Genomic DNA, 25,875 nt, shown 5'->3' with positions numbered 1-25,875 from the left:
GTGTGAAATACGCTCAACTAAAAAATTTGAGTACATTGTGCAGGGGGAGTTCCCGGTTTCTTCGTCAATTGCTGAGGAAGGAGGGGGGAGCCATTGAAGAGGAGTTTTTGATTGAGAGAATCTGCCGAGGAGACGGTAGCGCTTTTCGAGAATTTGTGGATACGCACAGCCAGCACATATACAAGGTTGCCTACTCCGTGCTGCGGGATGCCAAGGCTGCCGAAGACACTGCGCAGGAGGCTTTTCTCCAGATATACAAATCTCTCCCCAACTACCGTTTTGAAGGCCTGAAGACATGGATTACCCGCATAGCCCTGCACAAGGCGATAGATGAAAAGCGCAGGCGGGACCGGATGAAGCAGCGGTTATGCGCGGATGAATCTGAGCTTGAATTTGCGCCTTCCGGCAGTGAGGATATACCGTCCGCAGTGATCCGGCGTGACCGAAATGATCGACTCCGAAGCGAAATTAAGCGGCTGCCGGAGGGGTATCGTGAAGTGGTTACCGCGTATTATCTGGAGCATAAGAATTACGAGCAAATCGCTGCCGAGTTCGGGATCACGCTTAAGTCGGTGGAATCAAGATTGTACAGGGCCAGACACTGGATCCGGAACCATTGGAAGAAGGAGGAGTGGATATGAGTGAACACGAAAAAGAGGCAATCCTCCGCCATTCCGCTTTAGCTTACATATTCGGACAAGGCACCCGCGATGAACGCGAAGCCATGGAGGAGCAACTGCTAGGGGAAGATGAAGCTTTATCGGCCTATCTGGACATATTGAATCGGCATGGAGATGAACTGCCCACGCTGGACGATACGGCTTCTTTCTCCCGGAACATTATGAACCGGCTGCCGCCACTTTCGGATCAATCTGAACCGGACCATGAACACGGCAACCGCCTGCAATTCTGTCACAGCCGCTGGTATAACCGGACGATCATTCATTATCTGGTCGCAGCTTCGCTTACTCTGTTATTTTTGTCTTCCGGCGTCTTTGATCGGCTTATGACCGGCGAATTGGACGTTGTGGTGAAGAATGGTGACGGCTCAGCTTTCAACAGCGAACAAATAATTCAAAAAACAACCGGTTGGCTTGAACGCCTTATGGCTGCCGGACGTCAATGAAAGGAGTTAGTTTATGCATAGAGAACGCAACAAATTGCGGGCTTTTTTTCTGAATTTTTTGCCCGGGGCGGGACATTTCTATAACGGAAATTATATTCGGGGCGCCCTTTATTTTCTCATCTCATTCGGAGAGTTGTTCATTTCCTTTCTTCTAGGGGGCGTAATGGGAGAGGATGAATTAATGGGTCTCGGCTTAGCCGCTTTTGTGCTGCTGTGGATTGTGAGCATGCTCGATCTGCTCATTGGGCTGTTAAAGAACCCTTCCCGGCCCGCTAATCCAATGGATTTTGTTGACCCTCAAGTTCCATACGAGATAAAGGAGATACGCGGAGAGAATGAACGATTTCAGATTATCCTGCTGTCCTTTATTCCCGGACTCGGTCACTTCCATATGGGACTGATGCAGCGGGGATTGTCATTTCTTATCTCCTTTTTCGGCTATATGACGGTCATGCTATTTCTGACAGGTGTAACTTCCAGCTCGGCCTTTCTGCTGCTGTTTGGCGTTCTCCCGGTGATTTGGCTGTATTGCATGTTCGACGCGGTCCAGCATATCCATCGCAAGCTAGCGGGGGAGGAACTGCGGGATCGATCACTCTTTGAAGATTTGGAAGCGGGCCGCGAAGACGGGAAACGCAGCAGAGTACTGGCTACGCTGCTGTCTGCTTTCCCCGGAGCCGGACAAATGTATCTTGGAATGCAAAAAAGGGGACTTCAACTGATGCTGCTGTTCCTGGGGAGCATATATATCCTGGATCTGCTGCGCCTAACCTTACTGTTCTTCCTGATCCCCATCATCTGGTTCTACAGCCTTTTTGACGGACTGCAGCTTGTCAGCAGCTACGGGCGCGAGCCGTTAGAGGACCGGCCTGTCATTGAAGGCTTCCTGAACCATCAAGGCTGGCTTGGTGCGGGGCTGCTGGCCCTGGGCATGTATTATATCTTGGCCAATTTGGCGATCCCCGCGCTTGATGCAAGGTTTCCCGAGTGGCATTTACAGTACCGGGTCAATGCTTACCTTAAGACAGTCCTTGTCTCCGTTCTGTTGATCGGCGGGGGACTCAAGCTGCTCGCGGGCAGCAGAAAAGGCGGCGTGGTTAAAAGAAAAGGAGGTCCTTCATGAATAGTGTAGCGGAAGAACGGACTGAAGCCAAAGGGATTATCCCCGAGGCGAAGGAAATCAGGGTTCGATATTGGCGTGTCGGATCGCTGTCCATGGGGCTCAATTTATTGTTTCTTGGCGTCCTCATCATGATCTCGCAGTGGAAAGGAGTGGACGTATTCGAGACCGCGCTGGCCTGGTATCCGATAGTTTTCATTTTGCTTGGTTTGGAGATCGTTCTCTACACTTTATGGTTTCGGGGAAAAGGAAAAGTTCATTACGATGTGCTTAGCATTTTTTTTGTCGGTATTCTTTCGATCTGCTGCCTGGTGTTCGCTGGACTCGGCTCTCTGGGGCTTACTGGGGAAATCCGCAGCGCTGTGAGTTCACACGAGTACCAGTATTCGTTGCCGGAGACGCGAAGTTCTGCTAATGGAATCGGCAAAATTATTGTGCAGGGCGATAATCCATACAAAGTTAAGGTAGATCAGACAACTGGTAAAGAATGGTTTACATTTGGTTCGTACTGGTCGGGTAGCGAACGCCTGGATTCAGAGCTTGAGAAGAATCTTGTGCGGAGCGAAAGGACTGGGGACACGGTTTACCTTCTGCTAGGAGACACACCGAGCCATGCCCTGGACCGTTCCAGGTCCGGGCTAGACGTTACAATAGCGGCTCCGGCGGGAATTAAGGTTATAGTAAGAGACAGCAGAGGAAATATCTTGGAGCGCTAGAGTGAAGCTGAGCCTTGCTACCCGGAAATGTATGACAAAAAGCTGAAAGAACCGCTATAAGGTCTCCTTCGAAGGCCTTATAGCGGTTCTTATTGTCCTCTGTTACTGCTGTTGGTATATCCTCCTAGTTGCGCTCGCCTTCTGCAGCCAACTCCGCTTCCAGCGCGGCTCCCATCTCACGCGAACGTTCTGCGCAGCGACTGACCGCCGCAATCACCGTTTCAAAAAAATCACCCTTGTCGAGCACTTCCAGCGCCGCCTGGGTGGAGCCGCCTGGAGAAGTGACCTTCTTACGGAGGGCTGCGGGTTCTTCCCCTGTCTGCTGCACCATGCGGGCCGCGCCGAGCACCGTCTGAACGGTCAATTCGGCGCTCTGTTCCTTGGACAGGCCGCCGCGGATGCCGGCGGCAATCATCGCTTCCATCATGTAATAGATGTAAGCGGGACCGCTGCCGGAGATGCCGGTCAGCGTTTCCATGCGCTCTTCATCGATCACGGTCGTAAGCCCGACCGCCTCGAAGATATTAAGTGCAAGCTTCCGTTGTTCTTCAGACACTTCCTTGGAGAAGGCAATGCCTGTTGCGCCAAGACCGATTGAGCTGGAGGTGTTCGGCATGGTGCGGACAACAGGCTGTTTCTTGCCGAGCAGTCCCTGAATCGTGCGGATGGACAGGCCTGCAATGACGGAAACGATTAACTGCCCGTCCGTGAGCAGCGGTGCGAGGTCCCGAATCGCCGCCGCCGCATCCTTGGGCTTCATAGCAAGCACAATCACCGGGGATGTACGCAAATATTCGTTTTTATGTTCGGGGTTGTTGCTCCCGTTGACGCCGTAGCGGGAACGCAGTTCAGCCAGACGTTCGCTGCTGCTGCGGTTAAGCATAATGATATTATCGGCATAGATGACGGAGCGGGCGATCAGACCGCGGACGATCGCTTCTGCCATGGAGCCGGCTCCGTGAAAAACGACCTTATGATCAATTAAAGGCTTAGCGGTTTGTTGACACATCGTCTTAAGTTCCTCCTTGGCGGATAAGGGCTAGCTCCGGATTTGTCCGTTGCCGTAAATTTTGTATTTGGTAGAAGTCAGCGCAGGCAGACCCATCGGTCCGCGGGCATGCAGCTTCTGGGTGCTGATCCCAATCTCAGCGCCGTATCCGAATTCGAAGCCGTCGGTGAAGCGGGTAGACGCATTATGGTAGACTGCGGCAGCATCGACTTCATCTTGGAACCTTTCGGCGCTCTCTTCATCCTCTGTCACAATGCACTCGGAATGCTTCGTGCCATACCGGGCGATATGTTCCAGCGCTTCATCAATTCCGTCTACTACTTTAATGTTGAGGATATAATCGTTATATTCAGTTGCAAAATTCTCCTCGGTAACCGGGAGCGCCCATGGAATGAGCGTCCGTGTCCGGGAGCATCCCCGAAGCTCCACCTTGGCGCTTCGGAAAGCTTCTCCAAGCGCGGTCAGATGCTCTGCCGCGAAGCTCCGGTGAACGAGCAGAGTCTCCATCGAATTACAGACGGAGGGACGCTGCACTTTGGCGTTCAGGCTGATGGATTCAGCCATTGCGGGCACGGCGCTGGCATCCAGATACGTATGACAGATGCCTGCGCCCGTCTCAATGACGGGAACCGTGGCGTTCTTGACAACATTCTGAATAAGCGAGCTGCCGCCGCGCGGGATAATTACGTCAAGCAGACCGTTCAGCTTGAGCATTTCGTCAACGGACGAACGGTTCGGGTCCTCAATAAGCTGCAGCGCGTTAGGAGGGATGTTCGTCCCAGCCAGAGCGGCATGCAGCACCTCGACGATTTTGCGGTTGGATGAGAGAGCGGCTGAGCCGCCCCGCAGCACGACGGCATTACCCGTCTTCAGGCATAGACCGGCGGCATCAACCGTAACGTTCGGGCGGGCTTCATAAATAATGCCGATAACTCCGAGCGGAACACGGATTTTCTCAATGATCAGACCGTTCGGGCGCTCCAGCGATTCAAGAGTATCCCCGACCGGATCGGGAAGAACGGCGATTTGCTGAAGTCCCTCGGCGATTGCGTCGATCCGCTCGGTATCCAGCGACAGCCGGTCCAGCATGGATTGCGGCGTGCCGCTTTGTCTACCCCGTTCCAGATCCTCGGCGTTAGCCTCGATAATTGCGGCAGCTTCCCGCCGCAGCGCGTCTGCCATTACGAGCAGCGCTTCGTTCTTCTGCCCGGTAGTCAGTCTGCCGAGCGCCCCTGCCGCACGTTTTGCAAAGGCCGCTTTGCTTGCAACTTCACTCATCATCTTTCCCCCTTATACAAATTGGATCATAACATTTCAAGCAAAAAGGTTTCACAGCGGAAATTGTTTATTTCAACGTGATCCATTCATCCCTGTGAATGACCTCAAGCCGGTGAACTTCTTCTCCAAGCTGGCGAATGACCTCTCCGCTGGGCAGTCCCCGGATGATGCGCAGCTGAGCGTCGTCGTAATTCACGATACCGCGGCCGAGCAGCTTGGAATCGGGACCGAGCACTTCAACGACATCTCCGGCATGAAAGCTGCCCTGAACCTCCCTAACACCTACCGGCAGCAGGCTGTGCCCGCCGTGAACCAGCGCTTCCTCCGCTCCGGCGTCGACAATCAGCGAGCCAAGCGGAGTGGACATGAAGCCGAGCCATTGCTTCTTGACGGGGAGGGAAGACAGCGTTGTGGCAAAGTACGTGCCCTTGCCTTCGTCCTTGACCGCCTGCCGCAGATCACCGGGTTCGGTGACGCGTCCCACAAAGACGGGCACGCCTCCTCGGGTGGCGATTTTGGCGGCGTCGATCTTGGAGCGCATGCCGCCTGTGCCAACAGACGACCCGGCTCCTCCGGCAATCGAATAGATTTCCGGCGTAATCTGCTCGATAAGCCGGTAGCGCACGGCATCCGGATTGCTGCGCGGATCACTGCTATACAAACCGTCGATATCCGTAAGCATCAGCAGGCGCGAGGCTTTGAGTAGGTTGGCGACCAGAGCGGAGAGCATATCGTTATCGCCGAATTTCAGTTCGTCGACGGATACCGTGTCATTCTCATTGAATATCGGAACGACGCCCTGCCTCAGCAGCTCTTCGACGGTCATTGAGGCGTTGTTCATCGCGCGCCGGCTGCGGAAATCCGTGCGGGTCAGCAGAATTTGAGCAGCGGTCAGACCGTGCGCGGAGAATGCTTCCTGGTAGGCCTGCATCAATAGCGCCTGGCCCACGGCTGCGGCGGCCTGCTTCTCATGGAGCAGTTTGGGACGCGCAGGATAACCGATGCTGCGGAAGCCAGCGGCAACCGCCCCGGAGGTTACCAGCAGCACTTCGCAGCCGCTGCGCCTTAAATCCGCGATTTCGGATGCGAAAAAGGCGACCGCGTCGCGGTTAAGCCCGCCCTCGGCTGCGGTCAGCGAGCTGCTGCCGATTTTGACCACTAATCGTGTAGACATTGCCTTTCACTTCCTATTATCCATATTGAACAACAAAAAAGCCCCCATCCTTAGACTGAGCAAAGGACGAAAGCTGGGTTCACTTCCGCGGTACCACCTTCATTGATGAGGGATCATCCGACTTTAGCCTCGTAACGGGAGGAATCCGTCCTGCGGAGCAGGCCGTTCGGGGGTAGGATTCGGAACGTTAGCCGCGGTAAATTCTTTCAGCCTATCGGAATTTACTCTCTGGCGCGGTAGACTCGTTCGTACTGGTCCCGTCTGCACGTTTGCCTATTTGACAACTAGAATACCATGAGGAGCCAAGTTTGCCAAGAGAGTTCAAGCTATTACCTTCGAAAAGACCGGCACCCGAAAATGTTTAACCTTCCGGCGAGCGGGCAAAATAGATCTATTCCGTGATCAGGAGGTGGAACCATTGAATAAAGATAACCTGCGGAAGCTTGAAGAAAGAAAAGAGACGCTGGAGGAGCAGCGGCAGACTATGCGCGAATTTATCGAGGAAGAGACCGGCAGCCCCCATTCAAGAGGACCGGTTGACGAAGATACCTCGCATGTGCCTGATACTCAGAACCATTTCATTTCCGAGCGGAATTTCCGTAAATACCAGAACTAAGGTCAACTGTAAAATAATCAAAGCCGCTCATCGCTTGCTAAGTGATGGGCGGCTTTTTGCCGCAGCCTCAGCAAGCTGTTTTGAAGCCTCTCTGATGTCATTCCTGCGCAAGCTCGGCTACGGTTGTTTGGAACGTGTGGATAAAAGCTTCGGCTGCTTTGGACAGATAGCGCCCCCTGCGGTAGGCGACGACCAAAGTTCGGCTGGGCACTGGCTCGGCTAAAGGCAAATAGACGGGTACAAACTCGCTGCGCGGAGCGCGGGAAATAAAGCGGGGAACCAGCGTCACGCCCATGCCTGCCGCCACGAGCGATTGGATGGTTTCCATATTATTGCTCTCGAAAACAATGGATGGATCGAATCCGGCCTCCCGGCACAGGTCCATTGTCATTTTACGAAAGCCTTGGCCTTCTTTCAGAACAATGAACGATTCCCCTTTTAGTTCCTCCATTGACGTTCTCCTGCCGGTGGACAGGCGCGCCGCCAAAGGATGCTCCGGCGGAACCGCGAGATCAATGCGCTCCTCGCCAAGAATTTCATAGGCCAGCGCGGGAATCTCCAGCGGCAGAGATAGCAGGCTGAGATCGGTCTGGCCGCTTGCGGTCAGCTTTTCCAGATTCATCGAGGAATCCTCCAGCAGCGTAATATCTATCTCCGGGTATTTCCGCTTAAATACCGGCAGCACATAAGGCAGCAGGTGGGCTCCCGTAATCGGCATGCTGCCGACAACAACACGTCCAGTGCGAAGCTCCGATATATCATTCATTTCCTGGCGAAGCAGCTCAACCGCATCGATAATGATTTGCGCCTGATCCACAAATTTCCTTCCCGCATGGGTAAGCTCAACGGTGCTCGTGTTCCGCTGGAACAGCATTACGCCGAGCTCCTTCTCAAGCTTGGAAAGCTGCTGGCTCAGCGAGGGCTGGGCGATATGGAGTTTCTCCGCAGCCCTTGAGAAATTCCGTTCATTGGCGATTTGCAGCACATAAAGCAGTTGTCTGAGTTCCATACTCGCGGTCTCCTTCTAAAATTCATCCTCTTATAAGCATAACCTATAAAACAGGCCGAATATATATTAAAAAAATACACTTTACAATACTATACGTTCAGTATATTATATAGTATGTAAACTAAACGTTCAGTATTTGTTTGTGGAAAATTGTAATTATTATGGTGTGAAAAAATTAAGGTTATCTAAGGGAGGAATTTTTAATGAAAGTTGTAGCTTTTAACGGAAGTCCTACCAAAGCAGGAAATACTTATCATGGAATAAAAATAGTTACTGATGAACTTGAAAAAGAAGGCATAGAAACAGAAATAGTTCACGTTGGGAATAAACCTGTTAGAGGATGTATTGCTTGTAAAAAATGCATAAAAAATAAAAATGAAAAGTGTATTATCACGACTGATCCAGTTAATGAATGGATTGAAAAGATGAAAGAAGCTGATGGAATAATTTTAGGGTCACCCGTTCACTATTCCGCCATTGCTGGAACAATGAAATCATTTTTGGATAGAGCTTTTCGTGTTACAGAAGCCAATGACAGCATGTTAAGACATAAAGTTGGTGTATCAGTTGTGGCAGTAAGACGTGCAGGCGGAATTCCAACGTTCGACCAGTTAAACAACTACATCAATCATTCGGAAATGCTTATGCCTACTTCAAATTATTGGAATGTTATTAACGGAACAGCTCCAGGGGAGGTAATGCAGGATCAAGAAGGGATTCAAATCATGAGGATACTTGGTAAAAATATGGCATGGCTTATGAAGTTGATAGAAAACGGTGAAGGAAATGTAAAGAAGCCTGAAAGAGAAGAAAAAATATTTACTAATTTTATTCGTTAAGGGGAGTAGAGTGGAAAGAATCCTTATAATATTTACCTATAAGAATTATAGATATTATATCTTGGCGTAATAAACAACCTCATGTTATATTTAGATCATTCCAAGGGGAAATCTATTTTTCCTTACAGATGAACGAATCTATGACGAGGTGAAATCATGGGCAAGAAAACAATGTTCGAGAAAATCTGGGACAATCACGTTATCTATCAAGAGGAAGGGAAACCTAGCATTCTATATATCGACTTGCAACTGGTGCACGAGGTAACATCGCCCCAGGCTTTTGAAGGGCTTCGTCTGAGCGGACGCAAGATTCGCCGCCCGGAACTGACTTTTGCAACGATGGACCACAACGTTCCTACTACAGACCGTTTCAACATTACGGACCCGATTTCCAAGCAGCAGATCGATACACTCACGAAGAACTGCGCCGATTTCGGAGTGAAGCTGTTCGGTCTTGACGATATTGACAATGGGGTCGTGCACGTCATGGGGCCGGAACTGGGACTTACACATCCCGGCAAAACGATCGTCTGCGGAGACAGCCATACTTCGACCCACGGCGCTTTCGGAGCCCTTGCTTTCGGTATCGGCACAAGCGAAGTGGAGCATGTTATGGCGACCCAGTGTTTGCAGCAGGCCAAAGCGAAGACGATGGAAGTCCGCTTTGTCGGCAAACGCAACCCGGGCGTAACGGCGAAAGACATGATCCTCGGACTTATTGCCAAATACGGCACGGATTTTGCAACGGGTTATGTCATTGAATACACCGGTGAATCCATCAGCGAGCTGTCGATGGAAGAGCGGATGACCGTCTGCAACATGTCGATCGAAGCCGGAGCCAGAGCTGGCATGATCGCTCCTGACGAGAAGACATTCGAATATCTGCGCGGCCGTCAATATGTTCCGCAAGGCGCCGCTTTTGACGAGGCTGTTGCTGCTTGGAAAGAGCTGGTTACTGACGAAGGTGCGGAGTTCGACACGGTTGTCGAGTTTGCAGTGGACTCGCTGATTCCGCAAGTAACTTGGGGCACAAGCCCGGGTATGGGTACCGACATTACGTCTACGGTGCCGAATCCGGCTGATTTTGCTACCGAGAATGAACGCAAAGCGGCTGAAAAGGCGCTGGAATACATGGATTTGAAGCCTGGAACACCAATTTCCGAAATTGCCATCGATTATGTCTTCATCGGTTCCTGTACCAATGGCCGGATCGAGGATTTGCGCGCGGCGGCTGAGGTTGCCAAGGGCCACAAGGTATCGGAGAACGTAACGGCTATTGTCGTACCGGGTTCGGGAAGAGTAAAAGCTCTGGCCGAGAAGGAAGGTCTGGACAAAATTTTCACGGAAGCCGGTTTTGAATGGCGCGAAGCGGGATGCAGCATGTGTCTGGCGATGAACCCTGACATTCTGCAGCCGGGAGAGCGCTGCGCGTCGACCTCCAACCGGAACTTTGAAGGCCGCCAAGGACGCGGGGGACGCACACATCTTGTCTCGCCTGCAATGGCTGCCGCAGCTGCGATCAAAGGCCGCTTCACGGATGTGCGGGATTGGAACTACAAGACGGAAGCCGTCAGCTCATAAGAATTCGAGATAATCGGGAGGGTAATATAGATGGAAGCTTTTAAGAAATTAACCGGGATTGTCGGACCTGTCGACCGGGTCAATGTCGATACGGATGCCATTATTCCGAAGCAGTTCCTCAAACGGATTGAACGGACAGGTTTCGGACAATTTCTGTTCTTTGAATGGCGTTTTGATGAAGCGGGCAACGACAATCCGGCATTTGCGCTGAACCAGGACCGCTACAAAGGCGCGTCCATCCTGATCTCCAGAGCCAACTTCGGCTGCGGTTCCTCCAGAGAGCATGCTCCGTGGGCGATCTTGGACTACGGGTTTAAGGTAATTATCGCATCGTCATATGCCGATATTTTTTACAACAACTGCTTCAAGAACGGCATTCTTCCGATCAAGCTCTCTGAAGAGCAGGTGGAAGATCTGTTCCAGCGGACTGCAGCCCATGAAGGCTATGAGCTGACTGTCGATCTCGAGAACAACAATATCAGCGACGCTCATGGTCTGAGTATCAACTTCGATATTGACGAGCACCGCCGCCAGTTCCTGCTGCAAGGTCTTGACGACATCGGTCTGACGCTGCAGCATGAGGACGCAATTACTGCCTATGAGCAGAAGCATGCAGCTAAGCTTTTTGCTTAATAGTGGCTTGGGCGTAACAAACACACGAATTTCATAAATTTTTACACAAAACTTCCATTTCCTGCACCGGAAATGGAAGTTTTTTTGTTATAATAGCAGAATGTATAAACATCACGGCTAGAATTGCTGTTTGATGTGTAACTTTTGGCAAATACCCGCGTCAGGAGTTTATCGCAGTGATTCTGCAATTAGGGAGTAAGGGGAGAAGAGAATGACGAAGGCTTGTCTGAAAATGTTCGCGCTGCTGTTGCCCCTGCTGGTGTTGATTGTCTGGTCCGGGCAAGACGCGGAGGCGGCAGGTCGAGGGAAAATAGTGCTGGATAACCAGGAGCTGGCGCTGCCGCAAGGTATTAAGCTCGAGAACATCAACGGAAGTGTCATGATCCCGATCCGTGTCGTAACGGAGAATCTGGGATATGAAGTATTATGGGATCAAAAGATTCGTAAAGTGACGATCCGTCAGGATTTTAAAGAGATTAAGCTGTTTGTCGGCAGTAAAAACGCCGATGCGGACGGTGTTCCGCTCAGCCTTAACGCTGCGCCTAAACAGACCGGAGGGACGGTTCTCGTCCCGATTCGGTTCGTTGGCGAACAGTTCGGGCTTGGAGTCGGCTGGGACAATAAGGAGAAAATCGTCTATCTGTCCGGGAATTCTTCAGATCCTAGCCCGGCTGGGCCTGAAACCTCTCCGGCTGCTGTGCCTTCTCCGCCCGCAAGTCCGGCCGTCAGTTCGCCGGCGCCTACACCTGTGCCGTCGCAGACTACCGGCACGGTAGCAGGGGCAGCTTCATCACCGCCCGGGCCTACTCAGTCTTCTGCCGGAAATGCAGCAGGCGCGCCGGTACAGGTAAAAGGGGCGGATTTTAGCGCGAATCAACTGGTTATTGCCGTTAGCGGTAAAGTCAAGCCGAATATTACGACGCTGGATAATCCGAGCCGAATTATCGTGGAGCTGCCGGGCACTTCGCTGGCGTCCGATTTCGCGGGGGGAGGACCGGTCTCAGGAGCTGCCCAAGGTACGCTTGATGTTTCGGGATATCCGCTGATAGCCGCTATCGGATATTCGTTGTCAGGTACCGCTCCTTCCACCGTCCGGTTTGAAATTCAGACGACGGAAAAATTGCCTTATCGGCTAAGCGTTGATGACAGCACAGGTCTTATCACCGTTGATTTGAATGCAAGTGATACTGGAGGCGCCACTAGCGGCGGCAGCGGCAACCCCATGGTTGTGCTGGACGCCGGACATGGCGGTTCGGCTTCAGGTGCGGTTAGCCCGGCAGGACGGAAGGAGAAAGACTTCAATCTGGCGGTCATTCAAAAGGCTGGAGCTCTGCTGCAGAGCGATGGGCGCGTGACGGTTGTGTACACGCGGACAGAGGATATTACGCTTGGTCTGCAGGATCGTGTTGATATCGCGGAAGCGGCTGGAGCGAATCTCTTCGTATCGCTGCATGCGAATGCGATAGATAGGACAGCCCCCAATTGGTACAAGGTTAACGGCAGCGAAACCTATTACACCCGCAGTGACAGTCTTCCGTTAGCCAGTGTTATGCATAAGCATCTGGTGAAGGCAACCGGCTTCAAGGACAACGGGGTTAGGACGAGGAGCTATCATGTGACCAGGGAAACCTCAATGCCGGCAGTGCTGCTGGAGTCAGGCTATCTGACAAATACGTCAGATGAATCGAAGCTTTTTTCCAATGATCTTCAGGATTCACTGGCTCGGGAAATTGCGGCAGGCATTATTGAATATTTAGGAATTTAGGCTCATTTCTAGTAAGGAGCAGCGATCTACTTAGACGCCGGATAGGCTGGAAATCTTTCGCAACTTTTCATAGAGTCCGGCGTCTAATTAGTGTCAAAGGTTGTCGGGCGGATGCCACCATAGAACGCCGTTCCGGGGCGGAATACTAGATTCCTAGAGGTGAAGAATGAAGAAATTAAGTTTTGTGCTGCTCGTGCTATTGTTCGTACTCGTAATGCCGGAAAATGGACATGCCGCTGCTGGAAACAACAAGATTTTCCTCGACGGCAAGGAATTGACCGCTGGACAAAGCGTCCCGGTCGAGAATGTGAACGGTACCGTTATGGTGCCGCTGCGGATGATTGTCCAAAACTTGGGATACAAAGTGGACTGGGACCAGAACGCCAAGACGGTGACGATCAACCAGCAGGGTAAAGTGGTCTCGCTTGCGGTCGGCCAAAAAAAAGCGACAGTCGACGGCATTGAGGTAACTCTTAATGAGGCCCCCGTCTTGAGGACGGATACCTCGCTTGTGCCCATCCGTTTCATTTCCGAGCAGTTCGGGTTAAAGGTGGAATGGGATAACAAGGAGAAGACGGTAACGATTACATCGCCGCCAACTTCCGCTGACGGCAGCTCGCCTGCAAACAACACTCCATCCACAGGAGGCAGTTCATCGGGAGATGGGACTAACGCGGGAGTGCCGCCGTCCGGCTCCGCAAGCAATTTAACGAAGGTTAACGGCGTTAGCTTTAGCAATAACCAGCTTCTTATCGCGTTATCCGGTGATTCGGCGCCTAAGCTTTCCGTTCTGGATGGTCCCGCTCGAATCGTGGTTGATATTCCAAATACTACCTTCTCCGATTCGTTCGGGTCTGGACAGAACCTGCCGTCCGGTCAGATGAATACGCTTGATGCGACAGGCTACCCGGATGTCAAGGAAATCCGCTATTCTTTATACAGCAGTAATCCTCATATGGTGAGGTTCGTTATCGAACTGAATGAGTCAAAAGATTTCGGTTACAGCTTATCCGCAACCGATTCGTCGTCCAAGCTGGCCATCATTGATCTGAATGGCACTGGAGGATTGGTGGCTGCTGCTGCCGCTGGCGGAACAGGGACGGATGCAACTACGGGTCCTCCTGACAGAGGCGGCAAGAAGCTCGTTGTACTGGATGCCGGGCACGGTGCCAAGGATTCCGGCGCGGTCGGGGTCACGGGGAAATATGAGAAGAACTTTAATTTGGCGGTAGTCCTCAAAGCAGAGGCGCTGCTGAAGCAGGAGACGAATATCGAGGTTGTGCTGACGCGCAGCGATGATACTTTCCTTGAGCTCAAAGAACGAGCGGCTATCGCCAATAACTTGAACGCAGACCTGTTCGTTTCGGTGCATGCCAACAGCAGCCCCACTACAGCTGCCAGCGGCACCGAGACGTATTATAAGCGGGATGAGAGCAAGGCATTTGCCGCTGTTATGCATAAATATTTGGTGCAGGCAACTGGACTCAGTGACCGGGGCGTGCAGTACGGCAATTTTCATGTTATTCGTGAAACGAAAATGCCGGCAATTCTATTGGAGAGCGGCTATCTCAGCAATAAAAAAGACGAAGCTCTCCTATTTACGGAAGCTTTTCAAAACAAGGTGGCCGCAGCGATTGTGAGCGGAATCAAGGAGTATCTGGGTATCAGCTAACAGCCTCGCGGCAGACTGACGCCGCAGAGTCAAGCTTCTGCCCATTAAGGGATAGATGATGCTCTGCGGGAGGGTCTGCCCTACTTATACATTACTAGATTTGCACACTGCATCATCTTACTAAGGAGGCGTTGAAATTGTGGAATAAAAAAATGGGGATCATCGGTATAGCGTCGGTTCTTCTGCTTGTGCTGGCAGGATGCGGCGACAAACCGTCTACAGCGCCTGCAAATGAGGGAGGCATCGCTTCACCGGCTGTCGTTAGCGGTGCTGAAGGGAATGTCGAGCCTTCGGAGCAGCCTGTGGAAAGTGCCGTGCCAGATACTACGGCGCAGCCATCGGCAGTAAATGAGAGTCCTCCTTCAACTGAGCCGTCACCGAGCGCTGCGCCGCCCGAGGAGAAACAGAGTCAAACGATTGATGTCTATTACACGGATTCTCAAATAATGGATCTGAAGCCGGCAAAGGCGGACATTGCTTATAAGGACGACACTGAAAAATACACCAATGCTTTCAAAGCGCTGCAAAAAAGCGATAACGCGGACCTGATCCCTCTATGGGGAAAAATGGAGCTGAAGTCTCTGAAGTTCGAGAACGGGCAAATCGTGATGGATATTCACAAACCGGCAGAGGCTCAGCTAGGATCCGGAGGCGAATCCTTTGCGCTTAGCGCGCTGACTAAGACGCTGTTCCAATTTTCGGAAGTTCAGAGCATTGAACTGCTGGTTGATGGGGAGCAGGTTGAGAGCCTGATGGGCCATGCGGACCTGCTGCATCCGATGACCAGGGAGAACAGTCAGTAAGCCGTTCAGGAAGAGCGTCGGCATATCTAATTCCGCTAATGACAGAGACTGTTTATCCATATGCAGAGAGGGGAACATTTCAAATTGTCTGAACTTAATAAGTACAACTATTACTCTAAGGGATATACTAAGAAAGCTATATCCGTCCTGCTCGCCGGGGTGGTTGCGTTTGGCGGAGCGGGAACGGTATTGGCGGAAAGTGCACCCGCCGGGAACAGAGTTGGGGGCGTATCTTCGCCGAGTGCAGCGGGGACTGGAGCTTTCTCCGATGTAACCTCCGGCTTTTGGGCCGAGAAGCATATCTACAAGCTAGCCGCACAGGAAATCATTATAGGCAACAACGGAAAGTTTCGTCCGGCGGACCCTGTTACCCAACAGGAAGCAGTTCTGATGGCTTTGCGTTTCATGAAGCTGGATGACCAGGCTTCGGGCGGAACGGCAACAGCGCTTCCGGAGGGCTTTGACGTCTCCAATTATTACAAGCCTTATGTCGTGCTGGCGTTCCAGCGGAATGTGCTGGATAAAACGGCGGAAATGGCCGCCGACAATCTGAAGACGTCCTGGGGTACCCACAAGGCTACCCGCGAGTGGATCGCCGAGCTGTTGATCCGCGCTCTTGGCAAGACATCCGATGCGCAGGCAGTCGCCAGCGAGCCTTCGGGATTTGCGGATGACGCGAAGATTTCCGCAGGGAAACGCGGATATATCAACGCTGCCATCAACCTTGGACTGACGAACGGATTGAGCGGGAATATTTTCAATCCAACGGGAGAAGTTACGCGGGCACAGCTCGCCACCTTCTTGAGCCGGGCGGAAGCTTATTCGGCGGCGGCATACAATAATACGTCAAGCGGTATCGTAACCGAAGTAAAAGAAGGCAAAATGACACTATATAGTGGTGTATCCAACTCCGTATACTCCTTGAACTCCGGAACGGCTTATTTCAGCAGCGCCGCCGAAACGGCGATCTCGCTGAACAATATCCAGCCTTATACTAAAGTCACGGTCATTGGCAAGAACGGGGCGGCTGCCTATGTAGAACTGACTGATCCGAAACCGCAGGTGGAGACGATCCAAGGCACATTCGCGAGATTGTCCGTGAGCGGCAATAAACTCTGGCTGAAAAATGCCGACGGTTATCCAGAGTATGCGTTCGACAACGCAACTTCCTTTGTGGATGCGGGGGGCAGCACCATTGCAGCTTCCTCGATTTCGGAGGATAGTATCGTGGCAATTACACGAGAGACATTTACAGGACAGAACAAGATTCTTAAAGTTCAGGTCACTTCCGGAGTTGTCAATAAGACAGCATCCGGAACGCTCAAAAGCATCGACCTTACCGCCAAGACGATAACCTTCACGAATGCTTCCGGAACGGACGAAACATTCAAATGGGCGGACAGCGCCCTGTTCAGCTATCAAAAGGCTATTCTGCTGCCTTCTGAATTGAAGGCTGGCTCAACGGTAAATTATAAGATTGTGAATAATCTGATCGTTTCCGTTGAGGTGACGCAGGCTGTAGAACGGACAGTACAGGGAATGCTCACTGACCTGAACAGTTCCTCCGTAGTTTACAAGAAAGCCGATGGCACACGCGGCGTCCAACTGCTTGCGGCAAGCCCCGCCATCATCATCCCGGGCTATATCAAACCGGTCGCAGCGGATCTCATTGCCGATGCGACCTACGGCGATACTGTGGAATTGACCCTAAACGGCAGCGATCAGGTTACTAAAATATCTGTAATCAGCCGCAAGCTCGATCAGCAGTTTGGAGCGTCGGTTACCAGCTACAATTCCAAGACCAAGCTGCTGACGGTTACCGACAACGGAAATAAACCGCATGTATACGAACTGGATGATAATACAAAATATATTAACGATAACGGAATAATTCCTACATTGACCACTATTGGTCCGATGCTGACAGAGAACCGGAAGGTGAATATCAATGCTCTCGGCCAGCGGACGCTTTCCCTAGAGATTGTCAGCAAGTATGAAGGCGTCCTTACTTCGGTCAATACTGCGTCAAAGTCAATTGTGCTGAAGACGGCCGACGGCCATTCCATGACTTTCCCTTATCCGCCGATTGTCGAGATATTTGGACGGACGGGCCTTTCCATTACCGATGTATCCGTTGGCAGCAGCGTAATCGGCTACGTTCCGACAAGCCAGGATGTTTTGACTATATTGAAGGTTAAGACATCTCAGCAGCTGGGGCTCGCGTATGTCGATGCAGCGAACAACAAATTGGGTGTCAAGACATCCGGAGGGAACATCGATATTTACACGCTCGCCATTCCGCTGACCGACGAGACTGGACAGACGATCAAACTGAGCGACCTCAAGGCTGGAGATTATGTCAATGTCAGCGCGCTTGGAAGCTCCCCATTGTCGATTCAATCCGTAAAGACAACGACAGGTCAGATAACAGCCATTGACGCCGCAGCCGGGACGCTGAGCGTTAAAGACTATGCGGGTACTGTCCAAGCCTTCGGAACGGGAGGAAGCGTCAAAATTGTCCGTGACAATGGCACTTCCACAGCGCTAAGTTCCCTTTCGTTATCCGAAAGAGCGGAGGTCCGCAAGGATGCCGACGGAACGACGATTGTGCGCGTACTGCCCGTTCAGACCCGCAACTTTTCGAGCTATGATGCAGCTGCAAGCCGCATTGTTGTCAAGCGGGATAACGTAAATGACGAAAATTACCGGTTTATCCTGTCGCCTAACGTATACATTCACCAAGGAGACACGACTTTATCCGTGCAATCTCTCAAAGAAAATGATAAAATCACAGTATATTTCAATAACAATGTCGTGGTTGAAATTGTGAAGCAGTAAGGAATGGCGGCTTTTTCCGCGAGAGATACCGTCCTGACGCATGGCTTCCCTGCGTCGGGACGTTTTTTTCTAGGAAGAGGAGATACAATCTTGTCATGTATGGGACCACCCGGCTATAATACATACTTCATTGAACTTCCTTGAATATATTGATGCAACCATTTATACTAGCAGAGCGATATACCTGACATGTGAGGTACACCATATGAAGATTTCAGATGTCCGCCACATTCTGGATACAATTGGCGAGATGTTTCCGGATGCGGACTGTGAGCTTAACCACAGCAATGCGTTCGAGCTGACGATTGCCGTGCTGCTGTCGGCCCAATGCACGGACGCAACCGTAAACAAAGTCACCGCAGACTTGTTCCGAAAGTATAAGACACCGCTGGATTATGTTTCCGTCCCGCTGGAGGAACTGGAGCAAGACATACGGCGGATCGGCCTTTACCGTAATAAGGCAAAGCATATTCAGAATTTGTGCTCAATTCTGATCGATCAGTATGGCGGGAAAGTGCCGCAGGCCCACGATCAGTTGGTTACCCTTCCGGGGGTGGGACGAAAGACAGCCAATGTGGTCGTATCCAACGCCTTCGGCGTGCCTGCGATTGCCGTGGATACGCATGTTGAGAGGGTATCGAAGCGTCTGGGGCTCGCGGGATGGAAGGATTCAGTGCTGGAGGTTGAGAAGAAGCTGATGAAGGCGGTCCCGAAGAATGAATGGACGCTGACGCATCACCGGCTGATTTTTTTCGGAAGATATCACTGCAAGGCGCAGAATCCGAAATGCCAGGTATGCCCGCTTCTGGATGTATGCCGCGAAGGGAAGAAACGTATGAAAACCTTGCAGGTAAGCAAAGCTAAGAAATAGTGAAGCGCGGCCGCTTTAAGACAGATATGAAGAAGAGGATGGGATTAGAATGAAATGCATTTCCGTATACACAGATAATTTTGAGCTGTTCTCGGATATTTTCGACCGTGTAGTGGACAGTTCGATGGAAGAGAACGAGGAGCAGGAGGTAGAGGGCGTAACGATCAGCCATTCCGGCGACGTGCCTGAACATTACCTGGAGCGCATGGCGCAGAAGCCTGAGGTCGTGGTGATGAAAGACAAATCCCGCGGGCTGACAATCCTTCAGCATGGCAAGGTATTTGAAATTCTGCTGCCGGTGCTCGAGACGGCCTAAGCGGCTAAACGGCGGAGTTCCCGATGAGGGGACTCCGCTTTTTTGCCATTAAAGAATTTATTAGTTTTCGGGGTCCCCGCAAAGAATTTGGAATAAGCATCGAAGCATAGGCCTCACTTTGTGGGGCTATTTTGCGTGGGAGACTATTAAATATATTCGTTAATGGCTGCCAGGTATGCTTTGGCAATGGGCTTGTTGGACTGCTTGAAACAGCAGTTCAGCAAGCCTTTTTTTCAGTTTTGTGAAGTTGGGGATTTTGAAATATGAATTGTTTTTTCCAAGTATTGTTTTCATGAATGATTTTGCCGATAAATACCATAGCGTTTGTAGAAAATCAAACCGAAAAAGGGGATTTTTTCTTTTTGCAGAAGAGAGAGGATGGGTTTCGTTGAAAACAAAGCATGGCATAAAGTGGAATTTTCATTCGGTCAAAAGCAAGCTGATATTGTCTTTTTTGTGCATTTTGCTTTTGCCCAGTCTGGCGATCGGCGGCGCTTCTTATTTTACCGCACGTAACAAAGTCAATGATGACTTAAGGCATTCGGCATCTTCCAATGTAAATCTGCTGAATCAAATGATCGAGAAGAACATTCATGAAAAAATGAAAGCCATTGATTTCTTATCCCAGCAGGTGGAGGTCAATAACATCATTTCCGGATCGGGTGCTGAAAATCCTGAAATCAAAGCGCTGCTTGTCAGCTTCAAAGCGCTGCATCCGGATTTGGAAACGGTGTTTGCTTCAAATGACCAAGGGGCTATACTTAGCGCGACTAAATTGAATCTGCCCAAAGGCTTCGACCCAAGGACAAGACCTCAATATATCAAGGCAATGCAGAATAAAGACAAGGCCATTATCACAGATACATATATATCCGCTTCAACGAATAGTACGGTCGTTACCATAGCGAAGGCGACGAAGGATGGGCACGGGATCGTGGGGGCGAATTTCAGCCTGGCCGAGTTAAGTAAAATGGTGGCGGGAGTGAAAATCGGCTCACAGGGCTATGTCATTTTGATCGATAATCAGAGGAAATATCTGGTGTCCCCGGGTGTGAAGGTTGGCGATACGGCTAAATTAGAGGTGATCGATCGTATGTTCAAATCCGGTTCGGACGAACTGGATTATGTAAATGAGAGGGACGGAAAGACTAAGAAATTGATATTTGCCACCAATGCTCTCACCGGATGGAAAATAGCAGGCACATGGTACATAGATGAAGTGAAGCGAGAGGCTGCCCCGATTTTCCAGACGACGCTTATTGTTCTAATCGCAGCTATGGCAGCGGGTTTGGCCTTGATTTTGTTTATTATCCGTTCGATCACTTCTCCGCTGCGTTTACTTAAGGAAGCTTCCGAGAAGCTCGCTGAGGGAGATTTGTCGGCTCACGTGGAGGTGAAATCGAAGGATGAGCTGGGGCAGCTTGGATCAACCTTCAACCTGATGATTGATTCGCTGAGGGGAGTACTTATTGAAGTAAGCGAATTGTCCGATCAGTTGGCCGCTTCGGCGGAGCAGCTCGCGGTGAGTTCGGAGCAGACCGTCAAGGCGACCGAGCATATTGCGGGAGCGACGGAAAAAATGTCGGATGGGGCGGAAAAACAGGTTGGAACGGTAGATCAAGGGGTTAAGACCGTTTATGAAATAACTGCCCGCATCCAGGAAATTGCCGCCGCCGCCCAGTTGGTCACGGATACCTCGAACAAAACGGCGACGTTGTCAGCGGAAGGCACTCAAGCCATCGGAAGCGCCGCAGAGCAGATGGATTCCATCGACAGTTCAGTCGAAAACTTAGCGCGGCTTATTCAAGTATTGTCCCATACTTCGCAAAAGATCGGTGAAGTGACGAAGGCCATTACCCAATTTTCCGGACAAACGGGCATGCTCTCGCTGAATGCTTCCATCGAAGCGGCCAGAGCGGGAGAGCATGGACGGGGGTTTGCGGTGGTGGCCAGTGAAGTGAAGAAGCTGTCCGACCAGTCGGCGCGGTCTGCGCAAGAAATCTCCTTGCTGGTCCGCAATATCCAAGAAGAGATTGGCAACGTTCAGGCTTCTATGGATGCTTCCACACAAGAAGTTAAGGGAGGCATGCTTACGGTGGGAACCGCAGGAAGTCTGTTCTCGCAGATCGAGCGGTTTGTGGATGAGGTGAATGATCAAATCGGCGGCGTCTCATCGGCAGTTAAGCAAATTTCGGGTGGGGCGTCGGAAATGAACGAAACCATTGATTCCATCGCGCACGTTGCCCGGTCCAATGCGACCGAAACGGAGAATATTTCTGCCGCCGCCCAGGAGCAGCTGGCCTCTATGGAAGAAATATCGTCGTCATCGGCGGATCTATCCAGAATGGCGGAGGAAATGCACAGGCTGGTTGACCGATTCAAGCTGTAATTTCGATGAGGCTGTCCCTATTTTGCCGCTTTTCGGTAAATGGGAATAGCCTCGCTTTAATATTTTCGGCAAAATCGGCCTGAAAACGGTAGACGCCAATACGGCTACCGGTGATTCGGGCCGTTGTCATGGCGGTCTTCCTGTTCGGCGTCATCGCTGTGCAGTTATGCGCCATCGGAAGCTCATTTTGGGCTATTTTTCTTCTCCCTGCATATTTGATTTGTGCCCATCCGGTGATAAAATGGAATTATTCTATTTTTGTAAAAATAATTACCGGATACCGACTAGCCTGGCGGATGACCATTACATGGCGGCAGAGGTGGATAACATATGGGTGCGGAGCGGGAGAGAACACAAAGCGATGTGAATAGAGCTTCAAAATGGAATCTGGCCAAGCTCTCCGAGTGGGCGGAGCTGCAAGGTGACAGGGATACAGGTCGTATTTTTGCGGATCTGCTCGAAAAAGAAAAGTCCGGGGAGCTTGTCTTCGCCTTTTGCGGTCATTTTTCGGCAGGGAAATCAAGTCTGATCAATGCTCTGTGCGGCAAAAAAATTCTTCCTTCGGGACCGCTCCCTACGAGCGCAAATGTCGTCTCGATTCGCCGCGGAACCCCGCGAACGCTGATCTATAGAGGGAATGGCGGAACCGGCTGGGGAGAACCTATTGAAGCGCCAGCGAAGCAGCTCCAGGATTACTGCCGCCTTGGAGAAGATTACACTGCAATCGAGGTGTGGGAGGATGTGCCGCTCCTGGGGCCGCATGGCGTGCTCATGGATACCCCTGGGGTGGATTCCACGGAGGAAGGCCATCAAAGCGCAACCCGTTCGGCGCTGCATCTGGCGGATATCGTATTCTACATTATGGATTACAATCATGTGCAGTCCGAGAACAATCTCGCGTTCGCCAAAACCTTGAGCGATTGGGGCAAGCCGCTGTATTTGATTATCAACCAGATCGACAAGCATCGGGAACAGGAGATAGGCATAGAGGATTACCGGAAGCAAGTAGAAAGCGCTTTCCATGATTGGGGCGTCAAGTTTACCGGTCTGCTGTTCACTTCGCTGAAAGAGCAAGCACATCCGCTGAGCCGACTGGAAAGCCTTCCCCGCCTGATTACAGAATTGCTGGAACGGCGGAAGGAGCTTCTGGCATACAGTCTGTCCCGCTCGATTGAGCATACGGCCGAGGCTTATTTGTCCGCGTTCCGCGAAGGGCAGCGGGAGGAAAGGGAAGCGCTGCTGGAAGAACTTGACGGTGAAGAACCCGATAGCCTGGAACGTGAGCTGGCCGAGTTGGAAAAAGAGGAGAAGGAGCTGAAGACGCTGCCTGAACACGCACGGCATAAGCTTCGCGGCAGTCTGGACGCTCTCCTCGGCAACGCCAACCTGATGCCCGCCGATATCCGGGAAGCGGTAAGCCGCTACGCCGATAGCCTTAAGCCCGGCTTCCGGACAGGGCTGCTGACTACGGCGGCCAAGCGGGAGAGAGAGCGGGCAAGCCGGCTTACGCTGCTCGCCGAAGCACTGGAGCGGCAGGTATCGGCGCAGCTTGAGGGCCATGTGCTGTCGCTTCTGCGCACATGGGGCATGGAATTGGAGCTGTGGAGCGATGCCGATGAGCTGGAGCTGAGGAACGCCTTTCCGCAGCCGGGAGCGCAGTGGCTGGCGGAAGCGGTGAAGCCGGAAACGCCTGTGGAGGGCGAGGCGCTGCTTCAATTCTGCCGCGGCCTGGCGGCGGAGATCCGGAGCGGTTACCGCCGCGCCGCCCTCGGCACAGCCGACGGGCTGCTGGCGAAGCTGCCGCCGCTCCTCGAAGCGCGGCGCGCGCAGCTAGCGCGCCGGGGGGCCGCCCGCGCCCGGCAGGCGCATGCCGCCGCCGCGCTGGCGGCATGCGCCTGCGCGTACGAAGCCCGCGCGGCCGAACTCGCGGCGCTGCTGCCGCCGCGACTTACGCTCACCCCCGGCCTGCTGCCGGAGGTGAGCGCCCTCCCGCCGGCGGCCCGTGCCGGGGCCGCCGCGCAGGAGCGTCCGCCGCTTCGCTTGGCGGACGCAGGACCGGCCGCGCAGGGCGCCGCGGCCGGACCCGCGCCGGCGGAGGGACGCCGGCGGCTGGGCGAAGCCGCGCAGCTGCTGGCGGGCGCGGCTGCGCTGCTGAGCGGCGAGCCGGCGATGGGGTCATCGGCGCGCAGCCTGGCGGCGCGCGCGGCGGATCTCACCGGCGGCCGGTTCACACTGGCGCTATTCGGAGCATTTAGCGCCGGTAAATCCTCCTTCGCCAATGCGCTGCTTGGCGAAGAGGTGCTGCCCGTGTCTCCCCATCCCGCCACGGCGGCGGTGAACCGTATCCTGGCGCCGGAGGGACCGTTCCGGCATGCTACGGCCGAAGTGGCGATGAAGAACCGGGAAGAGATATGGGAGGATATCCGCTATTCGTTTGGCGTGCTTGAGCTGGGAGAACCGTCGCCTGGGACTTGGGCGGAGGCGGTGTCTGAGCTGCCCGCACGGGGCTTGCACCCGTCGGCGCTGCCGCATGCCGGATTCCTGCGGGCGGCGGCAAAAGGCTGGAACGCGGCGGAACCCCTTCTCGGAACAGTGCGGACGGTAGAGCTTGGCGAGTACCGCAAGCTCGTCGCCGAGGAGAGCCGGGCCTGCTTTGTGCGGAGTATCGACCTGTACTACGCCTGCCCGCTGACAGACAGCGGAATTGTGCTGGTTGATACGCCGGGGGCCGATTCCGTGCACGCCCGGCATACCGGCGTCACCTTCGCCTACATGAAGGAAGCGGACGCGATTTGTTTCGTTACCTACTACAATCACGCTTTCTCGAAGGCCGACCGCCAGCTGCTGTCGCAGCTTGGGCGGGTCAGGGAGAGCGGCGCGCTGGACAAAATGTTCGTCATTGTCAACGCCTCCGACCTTGCGGCGGATGAGGCTGAGCTGGCGGAAGTGAAGGAGCATGTCTCCGGCAGCCTGCGCTCTGCGGGGCTGACAAATCCGCGTATTTACGCGGTTTCCAGCCTTCAGGCGCTGCAGGGCAAGACTGGGGGAGAGCTTCCGGTTTACGAAGCCTCCCGGTTTGCCGCCTTTGAGACGGCGCTGTGGCAATTCGCCGGGGAAGAACTGCCTGCTTTGTCGCTGAGGGCGGCCATGGACAGTCTGGCATCCGTCCGCCGCCAGGCAGAGGAATGGCTGGGTATGGCGCTTAGGGCCGATTCGGAGCGGGAGGATGAGATCCGCCGCATGGAAGAGCGCCGCCGGGCAGCGGATATTAGGCTTGCACAACTGGAAGCTGAAGAGCGCCCGGCGCGTGAACTGCGGCGCGAGGGAGGAGAACTGCTGTACCATGTACATCAGCGGCTCGGGTTCTCGTTCGGCCGGATGTTCCAGGAATCCTTTCACCCGTCGCTGCTGCGGGACGATGGCGGCGGGCTGAAGGAGATCTTCGCCGCCTGCGGACGTGAATTGTGGCGCACTGCAGGCCGGGAGCTGGAGGCTGAGCTGTGGGCGACGACGCTGCGGCTCACGGCTGCAGGCCGCAGGCTGGTCCGCGAGGCTGCGGCGGCTGCGGCCCTTGAGCTTGGCCTGCCCCCGGAACTGCCGGCTTTCAGGGAGGATGACGATACCGCCTGGCCGCCGCCGGAAGGTCTTGAAGGCGATCTGCCCGCTGCGGATTGGGGAAGATTGCGGGGACTGTTCAAATCGCCGAAGCACTTCTTTGAAGGCGGCGGGCGCGACGCGTTAAGGAGTGCGGTGGAATCGCTGCTCAAGGAGGCGCTTGTCTCGGCTGGAACGAAGCGGGAGAAGCTTCTGCTGGATCATTACGAGTCACTTACAGTACAGGCGCTCGCTAGAGCATCCGAAGCGCTGAGGGAGATGCTGGAAGAGCGGGAATTGGCGATGTCCGCAATGCGGAAAGGGGGTGATTCGGCTGGGAGCTGGAACCAACTCGTCCGCATGCTGCGTGACCATGAAACCGCTTTTGGCGGCCTCATAAAAATTAAAGTGTGAAGTTTGCAGGAAAATGTCGAAGAATACTTGCAATCTGCCGCGTCTTGGAAGAAAATAAAGAAGCCTGAAAATTTGCAGAGAAACTGCTGCTTTTTGCATGGAAATTGCAGGA

The 25,875-nt window shown here is 53.0% G+C and carries 21 protein-coding genes; 16 read left to right on the top strand and 5 right to left on the bottom strand.

Annotated elements, in window-relative coordinates; genetic code table 11:
* Nucleotides 1-107: 107 nt before the first annotated feature.
* The 4 genes from VK70_RS12955 to VK70_RS12940 are packed head-to-tail and all read left to right on the top strand — an operon-like array spanning nt 108 to nt 2,962.
* Nucleotides 108-641, top strand: coding sequence for an RNA polymerase sigma factor (locus tag VK70_RS12955; protein WP_233277684.1), 534 nt, complete (start codon nt 108-110; stop codon nt 639-641).
* Entirely contained in the window at nt 638-1,126 is a 489-nt protein-coding gene (locus VK70_RS12950; RefSeq protein WP_046723351.1) for a hypothetical protein, read from the top strand. Before VK70_RS12955 ends, VK70_RS12950 begins: the two co-directional genes overlap by 4 nt.
* Nucleotides 1,127-1,139: 13 nt before the next feature.
* Complete coding sequence (locus VK70_RS12945; protein ID WP_025695638.1) at nt 1,140-2,249, top strand: membrane protein; 1,110 nt, start codon at nt 1,140-1,142, stop codon at nt 2,247-2,249.
* The gene (locus VK70_RS12940; RefSeq protein ID WP_052756006.1) at nt 2,246-2,962 is read left to right on the top strand and encodes a hypothetical protein; all 717 of its coding nucleotides are present in this window, start codon (nt 2,246-2,248) and stop codon (nt 2,960-2,962) included. The genes VK70_RS12945 and VK70_RS12940 overlap by 4 nt, the downstream gene beginning before the upstream one ends.
* Nucleotides 2,963-3,086: 124 nt before the next feature.
* Here the strand turns inward: VK70_RS12940 and proC are convergent, their stop codons facing one another.
* The 3 genes from proC to proB all read right to left on the bottom strand — a co-directional run bounded on the left by proC (nt 3,087) and on the right by proB (nt 6,423).
* A complete protein-coding gene (gene proC / locus VK70_RS12935) occupies nt 3,087-3,971 on the bottom strand; it encodes a pyrroline-5-carboxylate reductase (protein ID WP_025699021.1) in 885 nt (294 codons plus the stop codon).
* A gap of 30 nt (nt 3,972-4,001) precedes the next feature.
* Nucleotides 4,002-5,249, bottom strand: a complete 1,248-nt coding sequence (locus VK70_RS12930) for a glutamate-5-semialdehyde dehydrogenase (protein WP_046723348.1) — start codon at nt 5,247-5,249, stop codon at nt 4,002-4,004.
* Between the two features lie 67 nt (nt 5,250-5,316).
* Entirely contained in the window at nt 5,317-6,423 is a 1,107-nt protein-coding gene (proB, locus tag VK70_RS12925) for a glutamate 5-kinase (protein WP_025699828.1), read from the bottom strand.
* 418 nt (nt 6,424-6,841) lie between these two features.
* On the opposite strand from proB, the gene VK70_RS12920 reads away from it, so the two are divergent.
* A complete protein-coding gene (locus VK70_RS12920) occupies nt 6,842-7,039 on the top strand; it encodes a hypothetical protein (protein WP_025699826.1) in 198 nt (65 codons plus the stop codon).
* 97 nt (nt 7,040-7,136) lie between these two features.
* On the opposite strand, the gene VK70_RS12915 is transcribed toward VK70_RS12920, so the two are convergent.
* On the bottom strand, nt 7,137-8,048 hold the full coding sequence (locus tag VK70_RS12915; protein WP_025699825.1) for a LysR family transcriptional regulator: 912 nt from the start codon (nt 8,046-8,048) through the stop codon (nt 7,137-7,139).
* A gap of 203 nt (nt 8,049-8,251) precedes the next feature.
* Between VK70_RS12915 and VK70_RS12910 the strand changes: the two genes are divergently transcribed.
* The 10 genes from VK70_RS12910 (at nt 8,252) to VK70_RS12865 (ending at nt 21,755) form a co-directional block, all read left to right on the top strand.
* Nucleotides 8,252-8,887: a flavodoxin family protein gene (locus VK70_RS12910; RefSeq protein ID WP_025699823.1), complete on the top strand. Its 636-nt coding sequence runs from the start codon at nt 8,252-8,254 to the stop codon at nt 8,885-8,887.
* A gap of 156 nt (nt 8,888-9,043) precedes the next feature.
* Nucleotides 9,044-10,468, top strand: coding sequence for a 3-isopropylmalate dehydratase large subunit (gene leuC / locus VK70_RS12905; protein ID WP_025699821.1), 1,425 nt, complete (start codon nt 9,044-9,046; stop codon nt 10,466-10,468).
* A 30-nt stretch (nt 10,469-10,498) separates the two neighbouring features.
* Entirely contained in the window at nt 10,499-11,101 is a 603-nt protein-coding gene (leuD, locus tag VK70_RS12900) for a 3-isopropylmalate dehydratase small subunit (RefSeq protein ID WP_025699820.1), read from the top strand.
* A gap of 211 nt (nt 11,102-11,312) precedes the next feature.
* Nucleotides 11,313-12,866 carry an N-acetylmuramoyl-L-alanine amidase gene (locus VK70_RS12895; RefSeq protein WP_036642852.1) on the top strand — a complete coding sequence of 518 codons (1,554 nt, stop codon included), beginning with the start codon at nt 11,313-11,315 and terminating at the stop codon, nt 12,864-12,866.
* A 166-nt stretch (nt 12,867-13,032) separates the two neighbouring features.
* Entirely contained in the window at nt 13,033-14,538 is a 1,506-nt protein-coding gene (locus VK70_RS12890; protein WP_025699818.1) for an N-acetylmuramoyl-L-alanine amidase family protein, read from the top strand.
* 137 nt (nt 14,539-14,675) lie between these two features.
* Nucleotides 14,676-15,341 (top strand): GerMN domain-containing protein, encoded by a 666-nt coding sequence (locus tag VK70_RS12885; protein ID WP_025699816.1) that lies wholly within the window; start codon nt 14,676-14,678, stop codon nt 15,339-15,341.
* Nucleotides 15,342-15,425: 84 nt separating this feature from the next.
* On the top strand, nt 15,426-18,179 hold the full coding sequence (locus tag VK70_RS12880; protein WP_046723346.1) for an S-layer homology domain-containing protein: 2,754 nt from the start codon (nt 15,426-15,428) through the stop codon (nt 18,177-18,179).
* 205 nt (nt 18,180-18,384) lie between these two features.
* Nucleotides 18,385-19,050: an endonuclease III gene (gene nth / locus VK70_RS12875; RefSeq protein ID WP_025697550.1), complete on the top strand. Its 666-nt coding sequence runs from the start codon at nt 18,385-18,387 to the stop codon at nt 19,048-19,050.
* A gap of 49 nt (nt 19,051-19,099) precedes the next feature.
* A complete protein-coding gene (locus tag VK70_RS12870) occupies nt 19,100-19,366 on the top strand; it encodes a hypothetical protein (RefSeq protein WP_025697548.1) in 267 nt (88 codons plus the stop codon).
* A gap of 388 nt (nt 19,367-19,754) precedes the next feature.
* Nucleotides 19,755-21,755 (top strand): methyl-accepting chemotaxis protein, encoded by a 2,001-nt coding sequence (locus tag VK70_RS12865; protein WP_025697546.1) that lies wholly within the window; start codon nt 19,755-19,757, stop codon nt 21,753-21,755.
* On the opposite strand, the gene VK70_RS28330 is transcribed toward VK70_RS12865, so the two are convergent.
* Nucleotides 21,745-21,885, bottom strand: a complete 141-nt coding sequence (locus VK70_RS28330) for a hypothetical protein (protein ID WP_155986947.1) — start codon at nt 21,883-21,885, stop codon at nt 21,745-21,747. The genes VK70_RS12865 and VK70_RS28330 overlap by 11 nt on opposite strands.
* A gap of 200 nt (nt 21,886-22,085) precedes the next feature.
* Here VK70_RS28330 and VK70_RS12860 point away from each other — a divergent pair, with 200 nt between their 5' ends.
* Nucleotides 22,086-25,763 (top strand): dynamin family protein, encoded by a 3,678-nt coding sequence (locus tag VK70_RS12860; protein WP_052756005.1) that lies wholly within the window; start codon nt 22,086-22,088, stop codon nt 25,761-25,763.
* The last annotated feature ends 112 nt before the right edge of the window (nt 25,764-25,875 follow it).

The sequence above is a fragment of the Paenibacillus durus ATCC 35681 genome (genome assembly GCF_000993825.1).
Lineage (GTDB): Bacteria > Bacillota > Bacilli > Paenibacillales > Paenibacillaceae > Paenibacillus_AQ > Paenibacillus_AQ durus_B.
The sequence above is the reverse complement of the archived record's forward strand: the minus strand, read 5'-3'. Positions and strand labels throughout refer to the sequence as shown.

Excerpts from the sequence above, each read along its gene's own strand:
- VK70_RS12950 (WP_046723351.1), top strand. The coding sequence starts at position 638 with ATGAGTGAACACGAAAAAGAGGCAATCCTCCGCCATTCCGCTTTAGCT.
- VK70_RS12945 (WP_025695638.1), top strand. The coding sequence starts at position 1,140 with ATGCATAGAGAACGCAACAAATTGCGGGCTTTTTTTCTGAATTTTTTG.
- VK70_RS12940 (WP_052756006.1), top strand. The coding sequence starts at position 2,246 with ATGAATAGTGTAGCGGAAGAACGGACTGAAGCCAAAGGGATTATCCCC.
- proC (WP_025699021.1), bottom strand. The coding sequence starts at position 3,971 with ATGTGTCAACAAACCGCTAAGCCTTTAATTGATCATAAGGTCGTTTTT.
- VK70_RS12930 (WP_046723348.1), bottom strand. The coding sequence starts at position 5,249 with ATGAGTGAAGTTGCAAGCAAAGCGGCCTTTGCAAAACGTGCGGCAGGG.
- proB (WP_025699828.1), bottom strand. The coding sequence starts at position 6,423 with ATGTCTACACGATTAGTGGTCAAAATCGGCAGCAGCTCGCTGACCGCA.
- VK70_RS12915 (WP_025699825.1), bottom strand. The coding sequence starts at position 8,048 with ATGGAACTCAGACAACTGCTTTATGTGCTGCAAATCGCCAATGAACGG.
- VK70_RS12910 (WP_025699823.1), top strand. The coding sequence starts at position 8,252 with ATGAAAGTTGTAGCTTTTAACGGAAGTCCTACCAAAGCAGGAAATACT.
- leuC (WP_025699821.1), top strand. The coding sequence starts at position 9,044 with ATGGGCAAGAAAACAATGTTCGAGAAAATCTGGGACAATCACGTTATC.
- leuD (WP_025699820.1), top strand. The coding sequence starts at position 10,499 with ATGGAAGCTTTTAAGAAATTAACCGGGATTGTCGGACCTGTCGACCGG.
- VK70_RS12895 (WP_036642852.1), top strand. The coding sequence starts at position 11,313 with ATGACGAAGGCTTGTCTGAAAATGTTCGCGCTGCTGTTGCCCCTGCTG.
- VK70_RS12890 (WP_025699818.1), top strand. The coding sequence starts at position 13,033 with ATGAAGAAATTAAGTTTTGTGCTGCTCGTGCTATTGTTCGTACTCGTA.
- nth (WP_025697550.1), top strand. The coding sequence starts at position 18,385 with ATGAAGATTTCAGATGTCCGCCACATTCTGGATACAATTGGCGAGATG.
- VK70_RS12870 (WP_025697548.1), top strand. The coding sequence starts at position 19,100 with ATGAAATGCATTTCCGTATACACAGATAATTTTGAGCTGTTCTCGGAT.
- VK70_RS28330 (WP_155986947.1), bottom strand. The coding sequence starts at position 21,885 with ATGACAACGGCCCGAATCACCGGTAGCCGTATTGGCGTCTACCGTTTT.
- VK70_RS12860 (WP_052756005.1), top strand. The coding sequence starts at position 22,086 with ATGGGTGCGGAGCGGGAGAGAACACAAAGCGATGTGAATAGAGCTTCA.